Origin of the sequence: Lancefieldella parvula DNF00906, assembly GCF_000758945.1 — a bacterium.
Lineage (GTDB): Bacteria > Actinomycetota > Coriobacteriia > Coriobacteriales > Atopobiaceae > Lancefieldella > Lancefieldella parvula_C.
In genome coordinates, this window is sequence record NZ_JRND01000024.1 from 1 (window position 1) to 23,616 (window position 23,616).

The 23,616-nt window shown below is 49.7% G+C and carries 15 protein-coding genes; 10 read left to right on the forward strand and 5 right to left on the reverse strand.

What is annotated here, in order from left to right:
* Positions 1-169 precede the first annotated feature (169 nt).
* Positions 170-979 carry an AraC family transcriptional regulator gene (locus HMPREF1647_RS05040; protein ID WP_035432660.1) on the reverse strand — a complete coding sequence of 270 codons (810 nt, stop codon included), beginning with the start codon at positions 977-979 and terminating at the stop codon, positions 170-172.
* A 443-nt stretch (positions 980-1,422) separates the two neighbouring features.
* On the opposite strand from HMPREF1647_RS05040, the gene HMPREF1647_RS05045 reads away from it, so the two are divergent.
* Complete coding sequence (locus HMPREF1647_RS05045) at positions 1,423-3,459, forward strand: YidC/Oxa1 family membrane protein insertase (protein WP_035432662.1); 2,037 nt, start codon at positions 1,423-1,425, stop codon at positions 3,457-3,459.
* Complete coding sequence (locus HMPREF1647_RS05050; protein ID WP_035432663.1) at positions 3,452-5,602, forward strand: membrane protein; 2,151 nt, start codon at positions 3,452-3,454, stop codon at positions 5,600-5,602. The genes HMPREF1647_RS05045 and HMPREF1647_RS05050 overlap by 8 nt, the downstream gene beginning before the upstream one ends.
* 155 nt (positions 5,603-5,757) lie before the next feature.
* Here HMPREF1647_RS05050 and HMPREF1647_RS05055 read toward each other — a convergent pair whose 3' ends face one another.
* Positions 5,758-7,494, reverse strand: coding sequence for a hypothetical protein (locus HMPREF1647_RS05055; RefSeq protein WP_035432665.1), 1,737 nt, complete (start codon positions 7,492-7,494; stop codon positions 5,758-5,760).
* A gap of 145 nt (positions 7,495-7,639) precedes the next feature.
* Between HMPREF1647_RS05055 and HMPREF1647_RS05060 the strand changes: the two genes are divergently transcribed.
* Entirely contained in the window at positions 7,640-9,043 is a 1,404-nt protein-coding gene (locus HMPREF1647_RS05060) for a glycerophosphodiester phosphodiesterase (protein ID WP_035432667.1), read from the forward strand.
* A gap of 186 nt (positions 9,044-9,229) precedes the next feature.
* Positions 9,230-11,125: a heavy metal translocating P-type ATPase gene (locus HMPREF1647_RS05065; protein WP_035432674.1), complete on the forward strand. Its 1,896-nt coding sequence runs from the start codon at positions 9,230-9,232 to the stop codon at positions 11,123-11,125.
* Positions 11,126-11,226: 101 nt separating this feature from the next.
* Here the strand turns inward: HMPREF1647_RS05065 and trmB are convergent, their stop codons facing one another.
* Both trmB and yfbR read right to left on the reverse strand, forming a co-directional pair.
* Positions 11,227-12,054 (reverse strand): tRNA (guanine(46)-N(7))-methyltransferase TrmB, encoded by an 828-nt coding sequence (gene trmB / locus HMPREF1647_RS05070; protein ID WP_035432679.1) that lies wholly within the window; start codon positions 12,052-12,054, stop codon positions 11,227-11,229.
* Between the two features lie 36 nt (positions 12,055-12,090).
* Positions 12,091-12,708, reverse strand: coding sequence for a 5'-deoxynucleotidase (gene yfbR / locus HMPREF1647_RS05075; protein ID WP_035432681.1), 618 nt, complete (start codon positions 12,706-12,708; stop codon positions 12,091-12,093).
* 280 nt (positions 12,709-12,988) lie between these two features.
* Between yfbR and HMPREF1647_RS05080 the strand changes: the two genes are divergently transcribed.
* The 3 genes from HMPREF1647_RS05080 to HMPREF1647_RS05090 all read left to right on the forward strand — a co-directional run bounded on the left by HMPREF1647_RS05080 (position 12,989) and on the right by HMPREF1647_RS05090 (position 16,439).
* The gene (locus tag HMPREF1647_RS05080) at positions 12,989-14,236 is read left to right on the forward strand and encodes a metal-dependent hydrolase family protein (protein WP_081933327.1); all 1,248 of its coding nucleotides are present in this window, start codon (positions 12,989-12,991) and stop codon (positions 14,234-14,236) included.
* A 124-nt stretch (positions 14,237-14,360) separates the two neighbouring features.
* Positions 14,361-15,506 carry a CobW family GTP-binding protein gene (locus HMPREF1647_RS05085; protein WP_035432683.1) on the forward strand — a complete coding sequence of 382 codons (1,146 nt, stop codon included), beginning with the start codon at positions 14,361-14,363 and terminating at the stop codon, positions 15,504-15,506.
* An 81-nt stretch (positions 15,507-15,587) separates the two neighbouring features.
* Entirely contained in the window at positions 15,588-16,439 is an 852-nt protein-coding gene (locus HMPREF1647_RS05090) for an SIR2 family NAD-dependent protein deacylase (RefSeq protein WP_035432685.1), read from the forward strand.
* A gap of 94 nt (positions 16,440-16,533) precedes the next feature.
* Here HMPREF1647_RS05090 and HMPREF1647_RS05095 read toward each other — a convergent pair whose 3' ends face one another.
* On the reverse strand, positions 16,534-18,201 hold the full coding sequence (locus HMPREF1647_RS05095) for a putative manganese-dependent inorganic diphosphatase (RefSeq protein ID WP_035432687.1): 1,668 nt from the start codon (positions 18,199-18,201) through the stop codon (positions 16,534-16,536).
* A gap of 299 nt (positions 18,202-18,500) precedes the next feature.
* Here HMPREF1647_RS05095 and HMPREF1647_RS05100 point away from each other — a divergent pair, with 299 nt between their 5' ends.
* From HMPREF1647_RS05100 to ettA, 3 genes are all read left to right on the forward strand, one after another.
* Positions 18,501-19,283: an MORN repeat-containing protein gene (locus HMPREF1647_RS05100; RefSeq protein ID WP_262363814.1), complete on the forward strand. Its 783-nt coding sequence runs from the start codon at positions 18,501-18,503 to the stop codon at positions 19,281-19,283.
* Positions 19,273-21,084, forward strand: a complete 1,812-nt coding sequence (locus HMPREF1647_RS05105; protein ID WP_035432688.1) for an acyltransferase family protein — start codon at positions 19,273-19,275, stop codon at positions 21,082-21,084. Before HMPREF1647_RS05100 ends, HMPREF1647_RS05105 begins: the two co-directional genes overlap by 11 nt.
* Positions 21,085-21,793: 709 nt before the next feature.
* On the forward strand, positions 21,794-23,473 hold the full coding sequence (gene ettA / locus HMPREF1647_RS05110) for an energy-dependent translational throttle protein EttA (protein ID WP_035432689.1): 1,680 nt from the start codon (positions 21,794-21,796) through the stop codon (positions 23,471-23,473).
* Positions 23,474-23,616 lie beyond the last annotated feature (143 nt).

Sequence of the window (23,616 nt, forward strand, 5' to 3'; positions counted from 1 at the left end):
GCAAAAATTACGTATTCATGGAAATGAATATTACAACCGGATTATGCAAAAAAGGGTCAGAGCGGAACGTTCTAACCCTTTGATTTGCAATAAAACCTGCGACCAGCTTTGCCACAAGTAATTGGGCAAGTAATTTCTGCAAGTAGCAACAGGCAGTCTTAAACGACAGCTACTTAATCAGGACGTTTCCTTCATAGCTGTCATGAACATCCTGAGGCGTGACGCCCATGTGCTTCTTATATAGTCTGCTGAAATAGAACGGATCGCTATAGCCAACCGCCTCGGAAGTCTCTCGCACAGAAAGACCAGATTGAAGTAGCTGTTGAGCATGATCAAGACGCTTTGCAATAATGAATGTCATTGGGCGAACGCCAAATGTTTGGACAAAATTGTTGGAGAAACGTTGAGTGCTCATTCCGCAACGTTTAGCCAGGCCAGGGATGGTAATTGGATCTGCAAAGTGGAGCTCAATGTACGTGCGAGCCTCAGCCATGCTCTCCTGAACCTTTTGGCTGTTGGTGAGTAGGAACATAGACTTGATGAGCTCGGTGCCATTGACAATCTGAGCAACACGATTGTCCAGCGATGGGGTGGTGTTAAGTTTTTCCAGGTCAAGCACCTTATCAAGAATGCGGTCGAATCCCTGAGGATCAAATGCATAGGCATTGAAGATTGGGCTGGTGACATCGCCTTGAATGCCATCATAGTAGATGTTTACGTGGTCAAACGAGCGTCCATAAAGGGTTCGATACGTTACGGTCTGACCTGCAGGAACATGTACAACCGTGGTTCCTTCGCAGACAAATTCATTTCCACCAATAGTAATCTCGGCAGCTCCAAAAACAGGAATGATGAAAACAGAATGAGCAAGCGAAAAGGTAACTTGGGAGTCAGCAATCTTCTGTTGGCGGTTGATCGAAAACACACTATACGTCTGCCGCGAATAGGTCTCTTTTAGCTCCTGCAGATTAGTCTGCATAGAATCTCCTCATTTCAAAAGCGCTCTAATGCGCCGAATATTAAAAATAACATGGAGAGTATTTTAGCCAGCAGAACCGCGATTGCAACCCCAAAATCAAATAAAATGCCATTTCAGGGGTTAAATTTTGATTAACGAGAAAGACAATTGCCTACGTAACTTTTATAGAATGATTTTAAAAAGAACAATTTATGAATAAATTTTGTCCATTCAAATTAAAGATTTTACGTTTTGATTGTTCGCTTTAAACTGCCGATAAATAGCGTTTTTTGATACCATAAATTAGTTATGCACAAATGGTTTCTTCAGGTTAACTTTAGATACTACAAACTTCTTTGAGATGTCGTAGCTTTCTTTTAGTTTTCATGAATTCCATTGGTTTTGCAGGTTTTAGGTTTAGGTTTTATTGGCTTCTGTAGAGGTTTCTCGTAGAAGGTTTGTATATGGAGCAGCTTGCACACGTTTTTTCACTTATCGTTCAGCCCGCATACGACTTGACCGGCAGTTGGTGGGCGGCAATCTTCCTTTTTACTCTTGCGACTAAAATCATCCTGATGCCCCTGGCACTTTGGACGCAACAAAATTCTATTGTTATGGTGCGCCTTATGCCCGAGACCTTCCGCTTAAAGACTCGCTACTTCGGCGACAGGGAGACCATCGAGGAGCGCTCCAACGAGCTCAACAAAAAGGCAGGATATCACCCGCTATTGAGTCTTATTCCTCTGGCAATCCAGGTAGTCATCCTGTTCGGCCTAGTTGACGTTATCCATGGCATCACCGATTCTGGTGCGCCTGGCACAGAGTTTTTGGGCATGACCCCAATCATCGATGGCGGTATCACCTGGATTATGCCACTGGCAGCAGCTTTGTCCTCGGTTGCTCTTGGTCTTGCTTCCAACAAGCTGAATCCGCTTCAGCGCGAGCAGTCTCGTGCAGAGAAGAACACCACAAACGGCCTTTCTATTGCAATGTCGCTGGTACTTGCAGTCTACGTTGTCTGTGGCATGGCATTCTATTGGGTTTGCTCAAACCTTCTCTCAATCCTGGTCCAAATTGTCTGCAACATCATCATCGACCCTCGTAAGCAGGTTGATTACGACGATCTCAATGCTGCTCGTGACGAGTTTGAGGCAATGGATGCAGCAACCAAGTCTACTCACAAGTGGTTCCAGCGCGATCCTCATGCCGCTCGCGAAAAAGAGGACTACAAACGCTTCTTTGACACCATCGGCAAGCACCTGGTCTTCTACTCCGAATCAAGCGGTTTCTACAAGTACTTCCAGGGCGCCATCGAGTGGCTGCTGGCAAACTCTGACATTCGTATTCACTATGTCACCTCTGACCCTAACGACCAGGTCTTTGAACTGGCAAAACAGCAGCCTCGCCTGATTCCGTATTACTTGGGTCAGCGTCGCCTTATCACGCTTTTCATGAAGCTCGACGCTGATGTTGTGGTTACCTCCCTCGGCGACCTGGAGAGCTCCTACATGAAGCGCTCCTACGTGCGCAAAGACGCTGAGTACATGTACATGTGCCACCATATGACCTCCATGACGGTCACCTCAACGCGCAACGAGTACACCTACTACGACGACGTCCTCTGCGTTGGCCCTCACCAGCAGCACGATCTTGAGCTGGTCGAGAAGTACTACGGTACGCCATCCAAGAGAAAGCCAGCTATTGGCTACGATCTTCTCGACAGGTCAATCAAGAACTACCAGAAACAGAATCTGGGCCAGCGCAAACCTGGCGAGAAACCCCTGTTGCTGATTGGTCCTTCGTGGCAGTATGACAACTTGATGGATAGCTGCCTTGACGGCCTGCTTGAGCAGCTTATGGGTCGCGGCTGGCGCATTGTGGTTCGCCCGCACCCTGAGTATTTGAAGCGCTATCCTGCCCGTATGGAGGAGATTCTTGCTCGCTACGCTGATGCGGACCCAGAGGAGCTCTCCTTTGAGACCGACTTCAGCTCCAATACTTCGGTTCTCTCGGCTGACCTGCTGTTTACTGACTGGTCGAGTGTTGCTGAGGAGTTCTCGTTTACCACGCTCAAGCCGTCGGTCTTCATTGACACCGCGATGAAGGAGAATAACCCTGACTGGAGCAAGATTCATTCGGATCCATGCGACATTACGCTCAGAAACGAGATTGGCCGCAGCTTTGATCCTAAGGACCTCTCGGGCCTGGGCGACGCGGTTGCGCAGATGCTCGATGAGACTGATAGCTGGTCGCACAAGATTGAAGAGATTCGCAACAACATGATCTTTAATCTCGGTCATGGTGGAGAAGCTGCAGGTAAGTTCATCCTTGAGCGCGTTCTAGCACACCAGGAAGAGGCCGCCGCGGACGCCGCAGACGACGCTACTACCAAGAAGAACGCTGCTGCGGACGCTGCAGACGACGCCGAGAAAAGCGACGCCGTCAGCTCCACTAAAGACGCCACAAAGACAACTGATGAGGACGGTGTTTCTCGTGACTAAAACAACAACTTCTACCATGAGAAACTCTTGCAGCGCCGCTATTCAAAGCAGCGCGTCCTTCCTTCATGGAGCGTTTTTTGTCGCAGTACTGACATTTGTATGGTGGGCTCTTCTGCCTGCAACAGCGCAGGCTTACGTTGACCCATCTGTCATGACCTACACCATCCAGGCGCTGGCAGCAGTTGTAGTTGCACTCTCTGCGGTCCTTGGCGTTGCGTTTAGGCGCTCTCGTAAGGTGCTCTTCCGTCTGCTTAAGATTGATGAGAACGCCAATAAGATTGTCGAAGGCAAAGTTCACAAGGTTGACGCCAAAGGTGCAGAAGCTGCAAACGTTCAGATGAAAGAAATCCTTGCAGCAGAAGCTGTTCGTCTCAAGGAACAAAAAGAGGGAACCCTCAAACCTAAGGGTCGTATTGGTGTCGCATTTCTTGTCTCTTTCTTTACTGTCTTTACTATCTTGGTCGTAGCCCCACTTGAGCTGGTGGCAAGCAATGCGCGAGACCTTTCTTTCAACCTCAACGATGTTGCAGGTCCCGTTATTATTGCAGGTCTTATCCTTACGATCATTCTTACAGTGCTTCTATCACTCCTGCGTAAGCGTGTGTTTAACGTTGCCGTTGCATTTGTAGGCGCCGTCGGTGTGGCGTCATACGTTCAGGCAGTATTCTTGAACGGTGGTATGCCACTTGCAGATGGTCACGAGGTTATTTGGTCAGATTTCACAACCCAAATGATTGTCTCTGGCCTCATCTGGCTGGCAATCATTGCAGCTGCAGTGGCCTTCTCGCTCCTAAAAGCACGTCAGCTTAGAACAGGTCTTCTAGTAACCGCAACCGCTCTTATCATTGTCCAGACAGTGGGCGTTGCAAGTCTCTGGGGTCCTGCAATCGCAGCGTCGATAGATGCTCATGCCGAAAACCAGCAGGTTATCGCAACGCGCGAGGGCCTCTACAACGTTTCCTCCAAGAAGAACGTCGTGGTGTTTGTCCTTGATACTACCGACACCGCCTTTGTTCAGAGACTCTACGATGAACGTCCAGAGACATTTGCCGGTTTAACAGGATTTACGTGGTATAGAAACTCTGTAGGTTCTATGATTCCTACTCGATATGGTGTACCATCGCTGCTTTTTGGAACACGTCCTCAGCCTGGCGAGAATTTCAACGAGTTTGTTTATAACTGGGCACAGAGTGATCAGTATCTCAGGGATATCCAGAATGCTGGATTTGAGGCTGGCCTGTACACCGACCAGCTCAATTACAACCGTTATAGAGGAACAGCTCAGAAATATTCCGTTAACTACCATCCACCTGTTGGTAGGGGACTTGATAATCAGCTGGATGTTTTTGGTGCACTGCGCATTCTCTATAAGACGGCGTTCTGCAGGGACATGCCTTGGGTGTTTAAGCCTCGATTCTGGTATTATACCGAGGATCTTAATATGCGCATGCGCAAGTCAGTCAACATGGACGAAGTTGATCTCTCTTCACAGCCATACACCGAGGACGATCTCAAGTATTATCAGGAGTTGCAGCACTACGGACTCTCGATTGACAATACTGGTCAGAACGGTTCATTCCGTTTCATTCATCTGTTTGGCTCGCATCCACCTTACACGCTTGATCGCAACGTTGAGCGCACTGAAGATCCAAGCAAGCAAAACGTTGACGAGCAAACCATCGCGGCTTACAGAATTGTTGAAGCCTACATTGCTGAGCTCAAGCGTTTGGGAGTGTATGAGAATACGTCTTTCATCATTACCGCTGACCATGGTGATTGGTACTTGACGGGCGGCGATATTCAGACACCTTCCGCTCCAGTAATCATGTACAAGCCTGCAGGTCAGACTGCTGAAGAGGCGGCTCAGCCTATGCAGATTTCTGACGCACCTGTCTGGCACTACGATATCTTGGCGCAGACGCTTAAGGACATGGGTGTTGATCAGCAGACACTATCCAACTACACCACACCTCTCGATGAGGTCCACGAGGGAGATGTTCGTCCTCGCTACTACATCGAGACTATTTCAAATGGCAAGCGAGACATCTTTGTTAGGGAGTTTGTCATCAACGGCAATGCTAATGACATGAAAGACTGGAGTCTTACGGGCAACGAATGGCCTGTTGAACCATGGCACGACTAAGTTAGGTGTCCGGCAATCTGCCTGCTGGCGAGAAACCTGGTGTACCCGTCGTCGAGAAATCCAACTACAAGAAAAGCCGCGTCCACACGACGCGGCTTTTTTGGTGACCAGTTGTACGAGCTGTTTCGCGAAGGAAGCTTGTCTGTGAGCTGAGACTACTGTGGCAAAATCCAGGTAGGAAGACCATCAGAGAAGATACGTGCGAGGGGGTATGCCTCTTCAACAGTCAGTGTTGCAACAACGTGATAAGGGCCCTCTGCTGATGCATCAAATACCAGCGCAAGGGGTTTCTCGCCATCAGAGGTAGGAAGCGCAAGGTAGACGCAGTGCCTGGATGGATTGTAGAGCTCAACGGCCATGCGCCATCCATGTTTTGCTGCTCGCAGGGCGTTTTGCACCAGAGGCGAGTCGTCATCAAATCCGCACTCGGGATCAAAGAGCAGAGGCGCGGCACCTGGAACGGGAAGCGAAAAGTCAGCGTCAGTATGCATGAGCTGCTGCTCGTTCTTTCTGTAGACGTACGCTGCGGAAAGGCAAGCTTGCGCTGCCTGCAACGAGGGCGCGTCGCTCAGATAGGTGGTGCTAAGCGCATTCCAATCGGAGACAGGAGCCTCGTTCATGACCACGTCAACAGGGTTTATGGACAGCTGCTTTTCTGCGGCGGGCAGCTTCTCCCATGAAGCGATACCAGACTTAGGCAGACCGCGAAGCACGTCAACTGCCTGATCCTGCAGCTCACTTGCAGAAACGCTAAGCTCCAAGAGCGTCCAAGGACGCAGAGCTCCGCGTTTTGACTTGCGGATGGTAGCGGTAATTACCTCGTCTGTCTGCGGTTTTTTGTAACGCGTGTTAAACGTAAACGTGCCGCCCTTGGAAATGAGCGCGCGAGAAGACACTGCAAGTTTGAAGTCTTCCTCCAGCTGCTTGAGGACGTTGGCGTCAACGGGAGCCATCTGGTACAAAATGCCGAGAAGCTCGTTGTTGACGTGGAGTTCTTCTTCAAAATCGGCTGGGTATGTTGGGGCAGGGGCAGGAGCTTCATTCTGATTGATTACCTGCGTAGAAGTTTGGGATTCAGAAGCTGTAATGCTAGAGGCAGAACTTGTTGCACTCATTGCCTGCTGCAATACTGAAGGAGCAGCTTCAAGCGTCTTCTCTTCATCGGAGCCGTCGTAGGGGTTATAGGTTACGGTAAGCGAGATGGTTGGCTCAGGCACTACAGGTTCGGGCACTGTCGGCTCAGCAGTTTTAGACTCTGGAGCTGGCGTTTCGGTCTCGTCAGGTTCTGGAGATGCGTCATCAGCGGTTCCAGCGGGCTCTGGAGTGACATCATCGGCAGATTCTTGCTGGAGATCTTCCTCAGGCGCCTCTGCAGTAGGCGCTGTTGCAGCTGGCGCTTCAGCAGCAGACTCCTCTGCGATTGGTGCTGTTTCTGCAACAGACAGTTCCTCCGAGCTCTCCGCGATAGGCAGCTCCTCTGGCTCCGTTGGCTCTTCTTGGGTATGAAGTTCTTCCGCTTCAGGCTCCGTCTCAACTACCAGGTGCTTTGGCTTGAGAGCTCGAATGGACTTTGCTCCACGGCGACGCTTCCAAGGTTTGCCGTTGTTTTGCGACTCGACGTTTTTCTCGCCAGCTACAAGGGCAGCCTCAAAGGTGTCAAAGGTCAGAAGCGTTGCGTAGACGTAGCCTTTTTTGAACGCAGTGATTTTGATGAAATCGGGGCACGCCTCCATGAGAGCGCGGATGTCGTCAAAGCCAAAATCCTGCGGTGCAAGGTCGTCTTCAATGAGCACACCCTCAACGGTAGAGAGGGGAGTCTGTTTGGAGACGCCAATGGTTGATTTGAGTAGTTTATACAGGTAGAGAGCGTGTTCTTGTTTTATAACAGCCATGATGCTCCTGAGATAGTAGTTAGTGGACTACATACTACTCGATTTTGAACAGACAAAGATACTGATTACGCACAGAAAGTCGCAATACGTAGCGAAAAAGCGAGAACTGGACTGATAGAATAAGGCTAGATTGAAGGGAGCTTACATGATTGGTCGTTTTATTAAGAGAGCTGCAGTTAGAGCCGCAGGTTTAGCAATTACTCAGTATGCCGCAAAGGCAGCACTTCAATCCGAGGCTGGAAGAAAGTTGCTTGCCACAACGGCTTCTAAAGCTGCCAACTTGGCTGGCAATATCGCTAAAGAGCAGCTTACCGCTGGGTTTAATGCTCATATTAGGCCAGCACTGCCAAGTGGCGATGCTATTCAGTCATCAGTCGCTCGTGCTCAGTCTGCGCTTCGTTCGGCTCAGACTTCAGTTTTGGCTGCTCAGGCACAGCTTCAGTCTAATCTAGAGAATCGTTTTTCTCGCCCAAAGAACAAGCTTTCAAAGCAGCTTGCAAGCACTGCAGAGTCGCTTGAAGAGATGGGGGAGACCCTGGCCGAGCACCAGGATGCTGCCGCAGATATCGCAGTTGCAGATGTTGCTGAGGAAATTGCTGCTCAAAGCGGACAGGAATCTGACGCTCTGTTAGCTTCTACCAAGAAGCGTAAATCGTTTAGAAACGTTGCAATTGCCGGTGGCGTTGTGGCTGGTGCTGCTCTTGGTTTAGCTGCATACGGCGCTTATTCCATTGCTCCACGCAAGCAAAATGATCGCCTGCTTCTGGAGCGCTGGCACGAGATTGCTCGTCATCGCTATGCTCACCGTGGCCTCTACAACAACGAGGCGGGCATTCCAGAGAACTCCCTGCTTGCTTTCCGCGCAGCTGTCGAGAAGGGCTTTGGCTCCGAGGTTGATGTTCACCTGACCGCAGACAACAAGTTGGTAGTTGTTCACGATTCAGCACTTGATCGCCTCTGTGGCGTACAGAAGATTGTTGAGGAGTCCACGCTAGAGGAGCTTCGTGGTTTGAGGCTTCTTGCTACCGACGAGCAGATTCCAACATTTGAGGAAGTCCTTGAGGTTTATGCATGGAGTGGCTCCGGTGAGCTACCTGCACCTTTGATTATTGAGGCTAAGACACGCAACAATAACGCTGAGCAGCTGACAGAAAAGATTATGCAGGCTCTTGATCTTCGTCCCGTTCGTGCATGCATCGAGAGCTTTGACCCTCGCATTTTGCAGTGGCTGCGTCAGAACCGTCCTGAGATGCTTCGCGGCCAGCTCTCAGAGAATTTCCTGGTTGACCGTCAGACTAAGCACATGAACATTGCTACACGAGCTGGCGCTACAGCTCTCTTTGGTAATTCTGTTGGTCGCCCAGACTTCATTTCATACAAGTTTGAAGATCGCAAGAATCCCTTTGTTAAGCTGGCTTGCAATACCATGGGCGCACATCTCATTACCTGGACCGTTAGGAGCGAGGAGGACATGATTGCCTCCGAGCTTGAAGGTGCGCCTGTCATTTTTGAGGGATTCATTCCAACTCCCGCGTCGCTGATCAACTAGCTTTCCAGCTGGCGAGAAGAACGTTTGGCTTAAATTACGGCCAAAATTTATAGGTTTATCTGGGACTCCACGGGTTTCTCGCCCGTGGAGTTTCTTGTAAAAGTTCCTTAAGATTGTTGTATGAATATATGTACATATATCAATTTAAGGAGTAGACTAGGCATAACAACAACCCAAGGAGGAGCTATGAGCTCAAAGACAAAGGTGAAAATTGCTCGCATTGTCTGTTCTGCTGTTTTGCTAGGTATTGCTTACGCGGTTGAACACGCATTTGACCTGCAGCTCTGGCAGGCACTGCTGCTTTACCTGTTGCCTTACGCTGTTGCGGGATACGATGTTGTTCTAGAAGCATGGGAGAGCATCACTGAGGGCGAGTGCTTTAACGAAGACTTGCTCATGACCATTGCTACTGTTGGTGCCTTGCTCATTGGCTTTGTGCCTAACGGTTCTCCTATGTTTGATGAGGCTGTCTTTGTCATGCTGTTCTTCCAGGTAGGAGAGGTGTTTGAACACCTTGCTTCCGATAACAGCAAGAAGTCTATTGCCAAGCTTATGGATATTCGCCCTGACAGCGCAACGGTTGAACGTGACGGACAGCTGCTCACTATCTCTCCAGAAGAGATTAAGCTGGGAGAGATTATTTTGGTTAAACCCGGCGACCGTGTTCCTGTTGACGCAGAGATCGTCGAGGGTTCTACCAGTCTTGATACCGTCGCTCTTACTGGTGAGAGCGTGCCTCGTGACGCAACGGTGGGGGATAACATTATCTCAGGCTGTGTAAACCTTTCTGGTGTGGTACGAGCCCGCGTTACTCACCTCTTTGAAGACTCTACTGCTTCCCGCATCATTAAGCTGGTAGAGAGCTCAAACCAAAACAAGTCCAAGAGCGAGAGGTTTATTCGTCGTTTTTCTCGCGTGTATACTCCAGCAGTTGTTTACAGTGCCATTGCGCTGGCGTTTTTGCCACCACTGCTTTCGGGAGACTTTGTAGCTAACGTTTCTACCTGGGTTGTAAGGGCGCTCACCTTCCTTATTGCGTCTTGCCCATGCGCGCTGGTAGTTTCTGTGCCACTGGCCTTCTTTGGCGGTATTGGCGCTGCTTCAAAGGAGGGCATCCTAATCAAGGGCTCTGCGTACATTGATATGCTTTCTACCCTTGATACCGTTGCATTTGATAAGACCGGTACGCTGACCGAGGGTGTTTTTGAGGTCCTTGCTGTCCATCCTCAGGCCATTGGCGAGAAGGACCTTCTGCACCTAGCTTCTCACGTTGAGATGCACTCCACGCATCCCATTGCTGCAGCTCTTCGTGCTGCTTATCCAAGCGAGGACGATGACTGTGTTATCACGGACATCAAAGAAATTGCTGGTCAGGGCATTTGCGCTAACGTAAATGGTAAGAGCGTTGCTGTTGGCAACTGCGCACTTATGGAGAGTGTAGGAGCTTCTTGGAAAGCGTGCGAGAACCACGGAACCATCATTCACGTAGCTGTTGATGGGACCTACATGGGCCACATTGTTATTTCTGATCGCGAACGAGCTGATGCTCCAGCAGCAATCGCTTCCCTCAAAAACGTTGGCGTTTCTAAGGTTGTTATGCTCACGGGCGATAAACGCGACGTTGCAGAAGAGATTGCAGCTCAGATGGGTATCACCGAGGTTCGCTCTGAACTGCTTCCACAGGATAAGGTAGCTGCGGTCGAAGGCCTTCTCGCCCAAAAGACAGCTGGTAAGTCCCTTGCTTTTGTCGGTGACGGCATCAATGATGCACCCGTTCTTGCACGCGCTGATGTAGGCGTTGCTATGGGCGGTTTGGGGTCTGATGCTGCTATTGAGGCCGCCGACGTAGTTCTTATGGACGACAAGCTTTCTAAGCTCTCAAAGGCCGTAAAGATTGCTCGTCATACCTTGGGTATTGCAAAGCAAAATATTGTGTTTGCTATTGGCGTTAAGGTTGCTGTTTTGATCCTTGCAGCCTTTGGTTTGGCTCCCATGTGGCTAGCGGTCTTTGGAGACATAGGCGTTATGGTGCTTGCGGTTCTTAATTCCACTAGAGCTTTGAATATAAAGTCGATTAAGTAAAAGAGTCAGGGCTGCTGGCCTAAAAAAGAGCGCTCGCAAAGGAGCGCTCCTACAAAGGTTTTTTTGGCAAACGGCTGTTTCTACACATAGCCAATTACAAATTACTGAGCCTTCTTACGAAGTCTACGAGCACGGTTTGCAAGATTGCGGACCGTGCTTTCCATTCCATGAGGAACGTAGGTTAGCGATTCTAAATCTTCTGGAAGGTAGTCAACAAGACTGACAGGCTCTGTGGGTGTGAAATCTGCTGGTACAGGACCCGGAGCAATTAGGTAGGCATGAACCTTAGCGCCCTGGGCGCCAAGTTTTTGTTCGTACTCACTGGGAACATCGTGAGGAAAATCGGCTTGAGCATCTCGCGTTTTCCAAATAAAGTTGTAACCAGCAACTCCAACTTGCTCAAGAGAAAAATCAAAAAGTGGCTGACTGTCCGTTTTAAGACGAACAACACCCTCTTTAGCCAAAACATTTCTATACTGCATAAGACGCTCAGCATCAGTGAGGCGCAACTTTGCCTGCCTGATTCGAGGAAATGGTGCAGGGAAGTTGAGGTAAATAACAGAGACCTCTTCTGGCGAGAAGTACTCATCAATCTTCATACCAGTACCAGGAACTACGATGGCATTAGGTATTCCTGCCTCGTAGATTGTTTTTGCAGCGTATGAAATGCAGATAGGCTCTGTATCAATGGCTACAAAAAGCACGTTAGGATTTGCCTTAGCTTGAGCGGCAGTAAAAGATCCCTTGCCGCAGCCAAGGTCTACACGGACCTCAGAGAAGGGAACATGCCCCTCAGCAGTAATTGGCGCACACGCAGAAGCCCACGTACCTCTCAAAGCCTCTGGATGAGGTTCAATGACGCTGGAATACGCCTCTAAGCGCTCTTCCAGAACAAAGTTTTTAGGCAAACGTGCATGTAGTGCGCGCAAAGCAACTCCTCAAAAGCAGGCAAAATCAGCGTTTCTTTACAGAAGCTGATCAAGCGTTTCTCCGTACGAAGGTAGGAATTCTGTCATAAAATCGTGCACTTCTGGAAGAGAATCTGCTAAATCTTCAACAACTCCACGAGTTGAGGCTTCAGCGGTAATAAACTCTGAGTTTCCAGACTGAGCCTCCTCAATACACTTAATGAGTGCTGCAATCTTATCTGCAGCTTTAATAAGCTTTCTAAGATAAGCTTCACTCTCTGAAGCCTCAGCGCTGTGAGTAAGCACCTGAGCATAGGCATCTTGCAGGTCTTCTGGCAGTGTGGAGAGAATGGTTTTCTCGGCACGTGCCTCTACCTGATGATACGCATCTCTAATCTCTGAATTAGCATACTTTACAGGCGTGGGCATGTCTCCGGTGATAATCTCTGATGCATCGTGATATATACCAATAAGAGCTGCACGATCTGCGTCAAGATTTCTGTGATAGCGCACATTTGCAATAGTTGCGAGGCAGTGAGAAATAACGGCCACGTCAAGGGCGTGTTCAGCAAGGCTTTCTGATCGAGAATTGCGCATAAGCGACCAGCGCTCAATGTAGCGCATGCGAGAAATAAGTGCAAAAAAGCTGGATTGCGACGAAGAATTCTGAGACATTGCCCCTCCTTAATTTGTTTTCTCAACCTTACCACGGATACCGGACAAAAACTGTTTTGACACAACTATGCAATGTAGTCATAGCAAATATGAAGTAATCAAATACTTTAGATGTTTATATGAAATTATTGATATCTGAACATCCGTTCATGGGTATTTTTGCTCCGCTTACCGGCAACCATGGCTAACTTATTCTAAAGGAGTTAACCCGGGCTTACTATGCAAGTAAACCTTGTCCGTTTAAAAGAAGTGAGCGGACAACAAAGGAAGGATGGGAAACATGAGTAAGTATGCTTTTGTAGGCGGCAAGCTCGTTGACGGTACTGGCGCTGCTCCAGTTGAGGACTCCCTTGTCCTTATCGATGACGACAAGATTACCTATGCTGGTCCTCGCAAAGAGGTCCCAGAGGGATATGAGGTACGTGACGCATCCGGTCATACCGTAATGCCTGGTCTTGTTGATACACACCTGCACTTCTCCGGCAACCTGACCGACAACGATAACGACTGGGTTATCGAGTCCGTTGCTCAGAAGCAGGCATGCGCAGTCAAGCAGGCTTATGATGCTCTTACCCACGGCCTCACAACCGTCGTTGAGATTGGCCGTAACGGTATTGCTATCCGCGACCTCGTTAACATGGGCATTATGCAGGGTCCTCGTATCTTTGCTACCGGCCTTGGCCTTTGCCGCGTTGCTGGTCATGGTGACTCTCACCACCTGCCACTGCAGATTTCCAAGGACGGACACCCTTGGGGCGACCAGGTAGACGGTCCATGGGAGCTTCGTAAGGCAATTCGTCGTCGTCTCCGTGAAGAGCCTGACGGCATCAAGATCTGGGCAACCGGTGGCGGCATTTGGCGCTGGGACTCCGACCGTCTGCAGCTCTTCTGCACCGAGGAAATCAAGGCAATTGCTGACGAGTGCGCACTGGTAGGCATTCCTCTGTACGCTCACTCCTACAATAACTTTGACGCTGCATATGACTGCGTCCGCTTTGGTTGCAAGCAGCTTATTCACGGCTTCGAGCTTGACGAGCGCACCATGAAGCTTATGGCTGAGCAGGGAACATACTTCACCCCAACCATCGGCTTCCTGCCAACTTGGTACGGAACTTATCCACCAGACTGGACTCCAGAGCTTGACGCATTCCCAGGCGAGACTGTTGTCGAGAAGGGCCTTGCACGCACCTACGCTAACCTGCGTAAGGCTTATGACATGGGCATCACCATTACCATCGGCTCCGACTCCTTCAGCTTTGTCACTCCTTACGGCTACGTCACCATCGATGAGATGTATGACTTTGTCGAGAAGGTTGGCATCTCCATCCTTGATACTGTTGCAGCTGCTACTTACAACGGCGCAAAGATGCTTGGCAAGGAGAACGAGTTTGGTGCTGTCAAGGAAGGCCTCTCCGCTGATATCCTCGTAGTCAAGGGCGACGTTGCTAACAACATCCGCGACCTCACGCCTGAGAACATGGACGTCATCATGAAGGAAGGCAAGATTATTGATCGCGGTAGCTTCTAAGCTTCCAGCTCGATAATTTGTAACGCGAAGGTTGGGCCCTGACTCACTTAAGCGTCAGGGCCCACTTTTACAAGCAAGAAGTTTATTCTTTGATATAAAAGTTTGACATTTGAAGGAGCTCACTATGTCTGAACCAAAGCAGGTGAAAATTGTGCTGCTTACCGGCTATTTAGGCGCAGGTAAGACCACTATTTTGAACCACATTCTCTCTAACACTGAAGGTATTCACGCAGCAGTTATCGTCAACGACATTGGCGAGATTAACGTTGATGCTGGTCTTATTAAAGACGGCGGCTACGCTAAAGAAGGCGACGTTATTCCTCTTACTAACGGTTGCCTCTGCTGCACCCTTTCTAATGACTTGGCACTTCAGTTGGGTGATTTGGCCGATACCGAGGAGTTTGACTACATCATTATTGAGGCTTCGGGCATCTGCGAGCCAATCCCCATTACCTATAACATTTCTGCATTCTGCAATCAGAGCCAGCATGCAACTAATCACTCTCACCTCAACCTTGATAACATCGTCGCAGTTGTTGACTGTGCTCGCATGTTTGAGGAGTTCCACAACGGCGCCGATCTTCTCGACCCAGATATTGAAGAGGACGACATTGAGAACCTGCTTATTCAGCAGATTGAGTTCTGCTCTACGCTGGTACTCAACAAGACCGATCTGGTTACTCCAGAGCAGCTCCACGAGCTCAAGGCGCTTGTTCGTGGCCTGCAGAAAGACGCCGTTATTGTTGAGGCGGTCAACGGTGACATTCCAATGAGCGAGCTTATCAATACGGGCCGTTTTGACTTTGACAAAGCCTACGCCTCCGCTGCCTGGATGGATGCAATGGAGCACCCTGAGGAGCACGAGGACCCAGAGGTCTTGGAGTATGAGATTACTACCTTTGTATATCGCCGCCGTCAGCCATTTGACCTGGACAAACTTAACCAGTTTGTGGCTAGCTGGCCAAAGAACATTATTCGCGTCAAGGGTAGCATTTGGATTTCGCAAGACCCCGAGATGAGCTACGTATTTGAGCAGGCTGGCAAGCAGGTCCAGTTCTACGAGAATGGCATGTTCTACGCATCGCTGCCAGAGGATGAGCGAGAAACCCTTCTTGACGAGAAACCCGAGCTACGCGCAGAATGGGATGATGAACTGGGCGATCGTCAAACTAAGCTGTGCTTCATTGGCCGTCATATGAACCATGAGGAAATTGAAGCCGGTCTGGATGCATGCCTTACTGAATATGCTCCTGACGAGTTTGACTACTAGCGTTTTCAGCGCCAAGAGCTCCGGCGCTTGAGACGAGGGACCCAGTTTATCCGGGTCCCTTTTTTAGGTTAGAGGTGCCTAATGACCAAGATTGAGCAGCTTAAAGACTGGATTCAGTCGTCAGATAACATTGTTTTCTTTGGTGGCGCAGGCGTGTCAACGGAAAGCGGTATTCCTGATTTTAGGGGTACTAACGGTCTGTATCGCCAGGGCGGCATCAAGGTAGAAAACATGACCATTGGCCTGGGCCAAGACGGCTATGACATGGGAAAAGAAGCCTACGACCTAGGAAATGGAGTAACGGTTGACCCCGATAACGAGGAGTCTTTTGCCTACAGCAAGGCGCCAGACTTTACGCTTGAAGAGATATTCTCGCTCGATGTGTTTTTAGATTATCCTGCAGCGTATTACACGTATTTTAGAAACTCTCATCATTTGGGGGAGGCTCAGCCAAACATTGCTCACAAGTGGCTGGCAGACTTGGAAGCTGCGGGAAAGTTGCGCGCGGTGGTAACGCAAAACATCGACGGACTGCATCAAGCTGCTGGTAGCAAGCGTGTGTTTGAGCTCCACGGCAACGAGACGCGTTTTTACTGTCCCGAGTGCGGCCACACCTACACGCTTGATCAGATTGAAGAGCAGCCGTCTGTGGTGCCGCTCTGTCAATGCGGCGCAGTTATTAGGCCTGATATCGTCTTTTACGGAGAGGGCCTTGATATGGACACGGTTTATGGTGCCTTGAACGCCATCTCTCAAGCGGAGGTCCTTGTGGTTGCAGGAAGTTCGCTGGTAGTGCAGCCTGCCGCCGGTCTTCTCGACTACTATGAGGGCAACAAAATGGCCATCATCAACGACCAACCTACGCCGTACGATGCTCGCGCTAACCTGGTGATCAGAGACAGAATTGGCGCCGTCATAGAACAGCTCCTGTAAACAGCTCCTGTAGAAAAACGCCTACCCGCAAAAGTGCAGGTAGGCGTTATCATTTCAAGCAATAGCAAGAAACCCGACGCGCGAGAAACCCGTGTTAGTTGGCGTTTTCCTCGGCGAGCGTTTGAAGCGTTGCCATGAGAGATGGAACAACCTGCTTCTTACGACTGACAACACCTGGAAGAACAGCAATGTTGCCGTCAACCTTTACGTTAAAGGCGCGCTCGATGACATTGGCAGCATTTGCACCGTAGAAGAGCATCTCGGTGACCTGGCTCTTAACGTCGGTGAACATGTAGAAGACCATTGGGAGTTCTTCGGACTTAGCGGCAGTCTCCAAGAATGGTCCAACAAGTTCCTCTGCAGCTTTGCGGCTGGACTCGGTCATGAAGGAGCCCTGGCCAACGCCAAACTTTACGCCGCCACGGCTGAATACCTTGTAGTCACCATGGAAGACTTCTTCTGCAGTACGACCAGTGAGGTCTGCGCCAGCGTCGAACATCTGCTCAGAGTAGGTGTCAATGTCTTCTCCGCAAATCTCCGCAAGCTTCTTACCAGCAACGATATCGCGCTCGGTGCAGGTAGGGGAGCGGAATGCAAGGGTGTCAGAAAGAATTGCAGAGAGCATAAGGCCAGCAATATTCTTTGGAATCTCGATGCCGTACTCGTGGTAGAGGCCATAGATGATGGTGCAGGTGCAACCAACAGGGACGTTTCTAAAGGTAATTGGGTTAGAAGTCTCAATGGAGCCGATGCGGTGGTGATCAACAATCTCCATGATCTCTGCCTGCTCAAGACCATCAACTGCCTGAGTGCGCTCGTTGTGGTCAACAAGAATGACATGCTTCTTGCGAGGGTTCAAAAGACCAGGACCGCTGATAAGACCTGCAAAGGTGCCGTTCTCGTTGATAACAGGGAAGAAGCGGTGCCTTGAGTTGGTCATTTCCTTACGAGCATCATCAATTGCGGTGTTGACGCTGAACTTAAGGATGTCGTCAGTGAGCATCTTCTCACGTACAGGCATAGACATGATAAGCAGGCGAGCTACCTCAAAGGTATCGCGAGGAGTGCTAATAATAGCGCAATCACGCTTTTTAGCCAGGTCAATAACGTCCTGAGCAATTGGAGCATCGCAAGAGACAATAAGGCAGGAAGCACCGTGCTCAACTGCGATAGTCTGGTTCTCATGGTTACCAGCAACAACAATGATATCGCCAGCGTCAACAATCTCTGAAAGAGCGGAAGCGCTGGTACCAACACGAATATTGCCCTGCTTAACAACGCCCTGAGGGTCACCTAGAACCATGGTGCCGCCAAGCGTAGAAACGATATTTTCATAGCTTGTCTTAGCCTTAGAGAGCAGGTTTGGCTCGGAAAGACTCATGTTTGCATTTGCAATATCTTTAACGGCAATCAGGCCGGTAAGCTCTTCTTCCTCATCAGTAACGCAGAGTGTATCAAGCTTAACGTCCTGCATAAGCTGCCAAGCAGCATAGAGGCTCATTCCAGCATCAACTTTTGGCTGTGCCTGAATCTCTGCATCTTTAATCTGAGGAGTAACTGTAGTAATAAGCTGCGGCTCTTCAAAGCCAAAGTGATTTAGGACAAACGCAGTCTCACGGTTGAGTGAGCCAGCGCGACGAGCTTCATAGATAGGGTTGTCAATCTGATTTTTGAGATACGCATAAGAAATTGCAGCACAAATGCTGTCTGTATCTGGGTTCAAATGGCCAATGATATTTACTTTACGAATTGCTTCTGCCATCTTCGCCTCCCTGATAATGTCGATGATGTAACTTTCTAATTAGAACACACTTTAGTAAGCACATTTTGTTTCTTTTTTAATACCACCTTGTAGTGTACCCCTCTCTCTTTTTACTTAGAACAGAAAATCGCAGAAAAACAGCGGGCGTACCTGTGAATCTGGTAAATGTGTATAGGACAAATGACAATTCAAAAGTTGAAGGAAATTAGTACAATGAAATAGTTAACAAATCGATTGAATTGGAATACCTAGTGAGTTCTCCTACGCGTTTTTCTGCTAAAAAAAGAAACGCTCGTCATATGGTTAAAGCAGCGCACGTCCCTGAGCCTTCATCTGAGGCAGGGGAAGTTGCACCTGTAGAAGCACCTCAGGCTCCCGTAGAGAAGGCTGATACCACGGCAAGTCCAGTGGCCTCTCTGCAGACTGCATCTGAGCAGCTTTCGTCTGCTTTTGCGTCGTTTGCGCAGCGTAAGCCTGCAGAAGTGTCTGCTGCACAGCCCGTAGAAAAACCTGCAGAAAAATCTGCTACACAGCCCGTAGAAAAACCTGCAGAAAAATCTGTAGAAAATATGCGGTCTAAAGTTGCGCCAGAGAAAAAGAAGCGCCAGAAAACGCCTCTATCTGCACGCAAAAGCATTCGTGTGGAGAAGCGTCCTCGCAATCAAGCAGATCCAGAACCAGAGCAGCGCCATTCTCGCCCGGTGAGTGCGGGCAGAAGAAAGCTTGAGCTGGTAAGCGTTGTTGCAATTTTGGTGCTTGCGGTGCTCTCGATTGTTTTGGTTAACCGACCAAGTCAAAAAACGCTGGTATTCGGCGACAATCAGGTAACGTATACCGGCACTACCATTCAAGGAAAGATGAATGGTCAAGGCAAGATGACTTTTGAGAATGGCGATACCTACGAGGGAGAATTTGTCGATGGGTATTTCCAAGGTACGGGAACGTATACCTCAGTAGATGGCTGGGTTTACGAGGGACAATTTGTAAAAGGCCAGGCAGACGGCCAGGGAAAGCTCACTACGCAAGACGGCATTGTGTACGAAGGAACTTTTAAGCAAGGGATTTATCAAAGTGCGAATTAAATGGTTTTCGCTTGTACGTATAACAGGACTTGTTTTAGTCCTCATATATCACTTTTTTAAGGACGCACTTCCAGGCGGCTTCATTGGTGTCGACGTATTCTTTACGTTCTCGGGCTATCTCATCACGGCTCTTTTGATTGATGAGTTTGCTCGCTTTAGATCCATCGACGTCATTGGGTTCCTACGCAGGCGTTTCTACAGAATTGTGCCGCCACTTGTGTTTATGGTACTGGTCTGCACGCCATTTCTTCTGCTTGTACGTACCGAGTTTATTGCCGGTATTAAGTATCAGATTGCTGCAGCTCTTGGTTTTGTGACTAACTACTTTGAGATAGTTCTGGGCAACAGCTATGAGAACCAATTTGCTCCTCATGTGTATCTGCACACCTGGAGTCTTGCCGTTGAAATGCACTTTTATGTGCTCTGGGGTTTGTGCGCCTGGCTGCTTGCTTGCATGAGCAAAACAATTAGAAGCTATAAGGTAAAGATTGCTGGAGCTTCCCTGGTACTGCTGGTTACTACCTATTTGGCAATGGCCACAGGTGCATCTACCTCTACAAATCTTTCTATTCAGTATTTCTCAACGCAAACGCATGTATTCCCCTTCTTTATTGGCGCGCTGTTGGCGTGCGTTGCAGGAATTGCTCAAACAGGCGAGCTCTTTGACCAGCTCGAGCAGAAGCTTTCTACTCCGTTGACGCTCGCTGGCCTTGTGGCAAGCTGCGGCGTTCTTGTCTTCTTGAGCGTTTTCATGCACTTCGAGGATCTCTTTACGTATACCTTTGGTTTCCTTTTTGCCTCGCTCGCAGCAGCTGCAATGATTTTCTTTGCTCGTATGCTGCATCAAAAAACCGAGGGCATCCAAGAGCCCGGAATTGTTTCTTTTGTGGCAGATACCAGCTACGGCGTGTACCTGTTCCACTGGCCTTTGTACATTATTTTTGCCGAGAAGACCGATCCCATCCTGGCCGCACTCTTAACCTTGGTGCTTTCGTTTGTGTTTGCAAGCTGCTCGTTCTACGTGCTCGAGCCAGCGTTGGCAGGAAAATCTCCAGAGATCTTCTCGCGCATCAAGCTTGATGGTCAGAAGGTTTTGCGAGGTACCGGTCTTGCGCTTATTCCTTTTGCTGCGGCCGTTGCCTTTATTGCGCTAACCGCTCCACAGCTCAGCGATTTCCAGAACGATCTGCTGCTCAATGCTTCGTTGCAGGAGCAGAGCGCCATGACCCTGACTCGCAAGCATGCGGATACCTCGCAGGCAAGCAACTACAACGTTGTTGAGGGAGTCACCTACATTGGCGATTCTGTTTCGCTGCGCGCTCGTTCTTACCTGCAGGATGCGCTGCCCGATGCTCAAATTGACGCTTCTGTTAGTAGAAACGTGGCGATGGGTGTAGATTTGCTGCAGTCTGCGATCGATAACAACACCCTCTACCAGGACGTTGTTGTTGCCCTGGGCACCAACCCTGTTGGCGGCTCCGATGCGGTTGATAAGATTGTGGACATGCTGCCGCGCGGACATCGCCTGATTTTTGTCACTCCGTATGACGGTAGAAACTCTGATCCAAATGCTGGTGCAAATGCTATCCGTGCTCATGAGCTTGAGCTCGCTCAACAGTACGACTTCATTACCATTGCGGATTGGGCACAGATTGCTCAGGATAATCCTGACATTTGGGCAGGTACTGACTACGTTCACTTTGGCTCTGATTCAGATTCCATTAATCGTGGTGGCACCCTCTACGCGCAGATGGTCAAAGATGCCGTAGAAAAAGCAAATCAGGGCCACGTAAAACCATAAAAGCCTACGTCAAACCATAAGCTCACTTAAACCACAAAGGGCCACGTCAAACAAAAAAGCCTACGTTAGCTCACAATTTTGTTGCCATTCTTCCTACTCGTTCGCAACGACGCGGTTGAACGGCAATTTACAGTGCGATTGTGCTATATAGCTTGGAGATTTGGTGTCCCTTGCGATAAACCATCCGAAGTCGGCTATCTAACGCGAGCCATGATCACATTTAATGGGTCAATTCATTATTATGTATAAATAATGATAAATATTCGTAATGGTGAATACTGATATATAAATAGTTTAACTACCCCTATTTTCGAGCCTCTAGCTACACACCTATGTCAGATAATCTGCTAAATGCGAGGCAAAAAACACACCTAAGTCCAATAATCTGCAAGATATAGAGGTTTTGAGTGCAATGTATACGCCTTTTGAGCAGATTATCTGACATAGGTGTGTTCTCGCGTTCCACGTCGCACCCTCGCATCTCGCATCGCGCCCTTGCGTTCCGCATCGCGCCCTCGCGTTCCGCATCGCGCCCTCGCGTTCCGCGTCGCACTCTCGCGCACCACATCGCACATGCGTGCAGTGCAACGTGACCTCGCGTTTTGCAGGCATATCCTCTTTCCAGCTTCTCTACTGTGGAGTCCTCGCAATATTTCATTAGAATGGACTATGTGAATATTTCATCTGACAGCCCCTTAAGGAGGAGCACATGGCAGAGTTTGTCTATCAGATGTACAAGGCTCGCAAAGCAGTCGGCGAGAAGGTCATTCTTGATGACGTCACCGTCGGCGTGTACCCTGGCGCAAAAATCGGCGTCGTGGGTCCAAACGGCATGGGAAAGTCCACCCTGCTCAAGGTTATTGCCGGCATGGAGGACGTCTCTAACGGCGAGGCAAAGCTCACTCCAGGTTACACCGTTGGCCTGCTCCAGCAGGAGCCGCCGCTGGATGAGACCAAAACGGTCAAGGAGAACATCGAGCTTGCCTTCGGTGACCTGCTTGCCAAGATTGCACGCTTCAATGAGATTGGCGTTGAGATGGGTAATCCTGACGCCGATTTTGACGCCCTGATGGCAGAGATGGGCCAGCTCCAGACCGAGATTGACGCAGCTAACGGCTGGGATCTGGACAGCCAGCTCTCTCAGGCAATGGATGCGCTCCAGTGCCCTGATTCAGACTCTCCCGTCACCCATCTCTCTGGTGGCGAGAAACGCCGTGTAGCCCTGTGTCGTCTGCTTCTCGAGGCACCTGACCTGCTGCTTCTTGATGAGCCCACCAACCACCTTGACGCGGAGTCGGTGCTCTGGCTTGAGAAGTTCCTGCACGATTACCCCGGCGCTGTCATGGCCGTCACGCACGACCGCTACTTCCTCGACGACGTCGCCGAGTGGATCTGTGAGGTTGACCGCGGACAGCTCTATCCTTACGAGGGCAACTACTCAACTTACCTGGAGAACAAGGCCGCACGTCTCGAGGCTCAGAACCAGCAGGACGCCAAGCGCGCAAAGAAAATGCGTGCTGAGCTGGAGTGGGTTCGTTCGTCTCCTAAGGCTCGCCAGGCAAAGAACCGCGCACGTCTCGATCGCTATGAGCAGATGGAAGCAGAAGCTCGCGCATCCAAGAAGCTCGACTTCACCGAGATTCAGATTCCTGTGGGTCCGCGTCTGGGCCAGAAGGTCCTGGAGGCCGATCACATCCACAAGGCCTTTGGCGACCGCGTTCTTATCGACGACCTTTCGTTTAGCCTGCCAAGAAACGGCATTGTTGGCGTGATTGGTCCCAACGGTGTTGGTAAATCCACGCTGTTCAAGGCTATTGTTGGCCAGGAGGAGCTCACTTCCGGTACGCTTGAGATTGGCGAGACGGTTCAAATTTCTTACGTTGACCAGCTCAGGCAAGGAATCGATCCAGATAAAACTATCTGGGAGGTTGTTTCCGACGGAAACGACTTCATCAAGGTGGGAGACACGGAGATTCCAAGCCGCGCCTATGTGGCCAGCTTCGGCTTTAAAGGACCTGACCAGCAGAAACGCGCTGGCGTCCTTTCTGGTGGCGAGAGGAACCGTCTAAACCTTGCCCTTACGCTTAAGCAGGGTGGAAACCTCCTGCTTCTGGACGAGCCTACCAACGACCTCGATATTGAGACGCTGGAAAGCCTTGAGGATGCACTTGAGCGCTTCCCAGGATGCTCGGTGGTAACCAGCCACGACCGTTGGTTCTTGGACCGCATTGCTACGCACATCCTTGCGTGGGAGGGCAACGACGAGAACCCAGGTAAGTGGTTCTGGTTTGAGGGTAACTTTGAGGCTTACCAGGCCAATCGTATCGAAAGACTTGGTCAGGAGGCTGCTCGTCCTCATCGCATTCACCGCAAGCTCACCCGCGACTAACGTATAGGTGGCGCAAGCGCAGCGCATTCAAATAGAAGATAAAAATAGTAACTATTTTTATCATTAAGATTTTGTGCAATCTGTTTAAGAGACTAACAACTGGGTATCAAAAATGAGAAGCCAAAGAGCTTCTCATTTTTGAG

Coding starts and splice junctions, on each gene's coding strand:
- HMPREF1647_RS05040 (WP_035432660.1), bottom strand. CDS start 979: ATGCAGACTAATCTGCAGGAGCTAAAAGAGACCTATTCGCGGCAGACG.
- HMPREF1647_RS05045 (WP_035432662.1), top strand. CDS start 1,423: ATGGAGCAGCTTGCACACGTTTTTTCACTTATCGTTCAGCCCGCATAC.
- HMPREF1647_RS05055 (WP_035432665.1), bottom strand. CDS start 7,494: ATGGCTGTTATAAAACAAGAACACGCTCTCTACCTGTATAAACTACTC.
- HMPREF1647_RS05060 (WP_035432667.1), top strand. CDS start 7,640: ATGATTGGTCGTTTTATTAAGAGAGCTGCAGTTAGAGCCGCAGGTTTA.
- HMPREF1647_RS05065 (WP_035432674.1), top strand. CDS start 9,230: ATGAGCTCAAAGACAAAGGTGAAAATTGCTCGCATTGTCTGTTCTGCT.
- yfbR (WP_035432681.1), bottom strand. CDS start 12,708: ATGTCTCAGAATTCTTCGTCGCAATCCAGCTTTTTTGCACTTATTTCT.
- HMPREF1647_RS05080 (WP_081933327.1), top strand. CDS start 12,989: ATGAGTAAGTATGCTTTTGTAGGCGGCAAGCTCGTTGACGGTACTGGC.
- HMPREF1647_RS05085 (WP_035432683.1), top strand. CDS start 14,361: ATGTCTGAACCAAAGCAGGTGAAAATTGTGCTGCTTACCGGCTATTTA.
- HMPREF1647_RS05090 (WP_035432685.1), top strand. CDS start 15,588: ATGACCAAGATTGAGCAGCTTAAAGACTGGATTCAGTCGTCAGATAAC.
- HMPREF1647_RS05095 (WP_035432687.1), bottom strand. CDS start 18,201: ATGGCAGAAGCAATTCGTAAAGTAAATATCATTGGCCATTTGAACCCA.
- HMPREF1647_RS05100 (WP_262363814.1), top strand. CDS start 18,501: ATGGTTAAAGCAGCGCACGTCCCTGAGCCTTCATCTGAGGCAGGGGAA.
- ettA (WP_035432689.1), top strand. CDS start 21,794: ATGGCAGAGTTTGTCTATCAGATGTACAAGGCTCGCAAAGCAGTCGGC.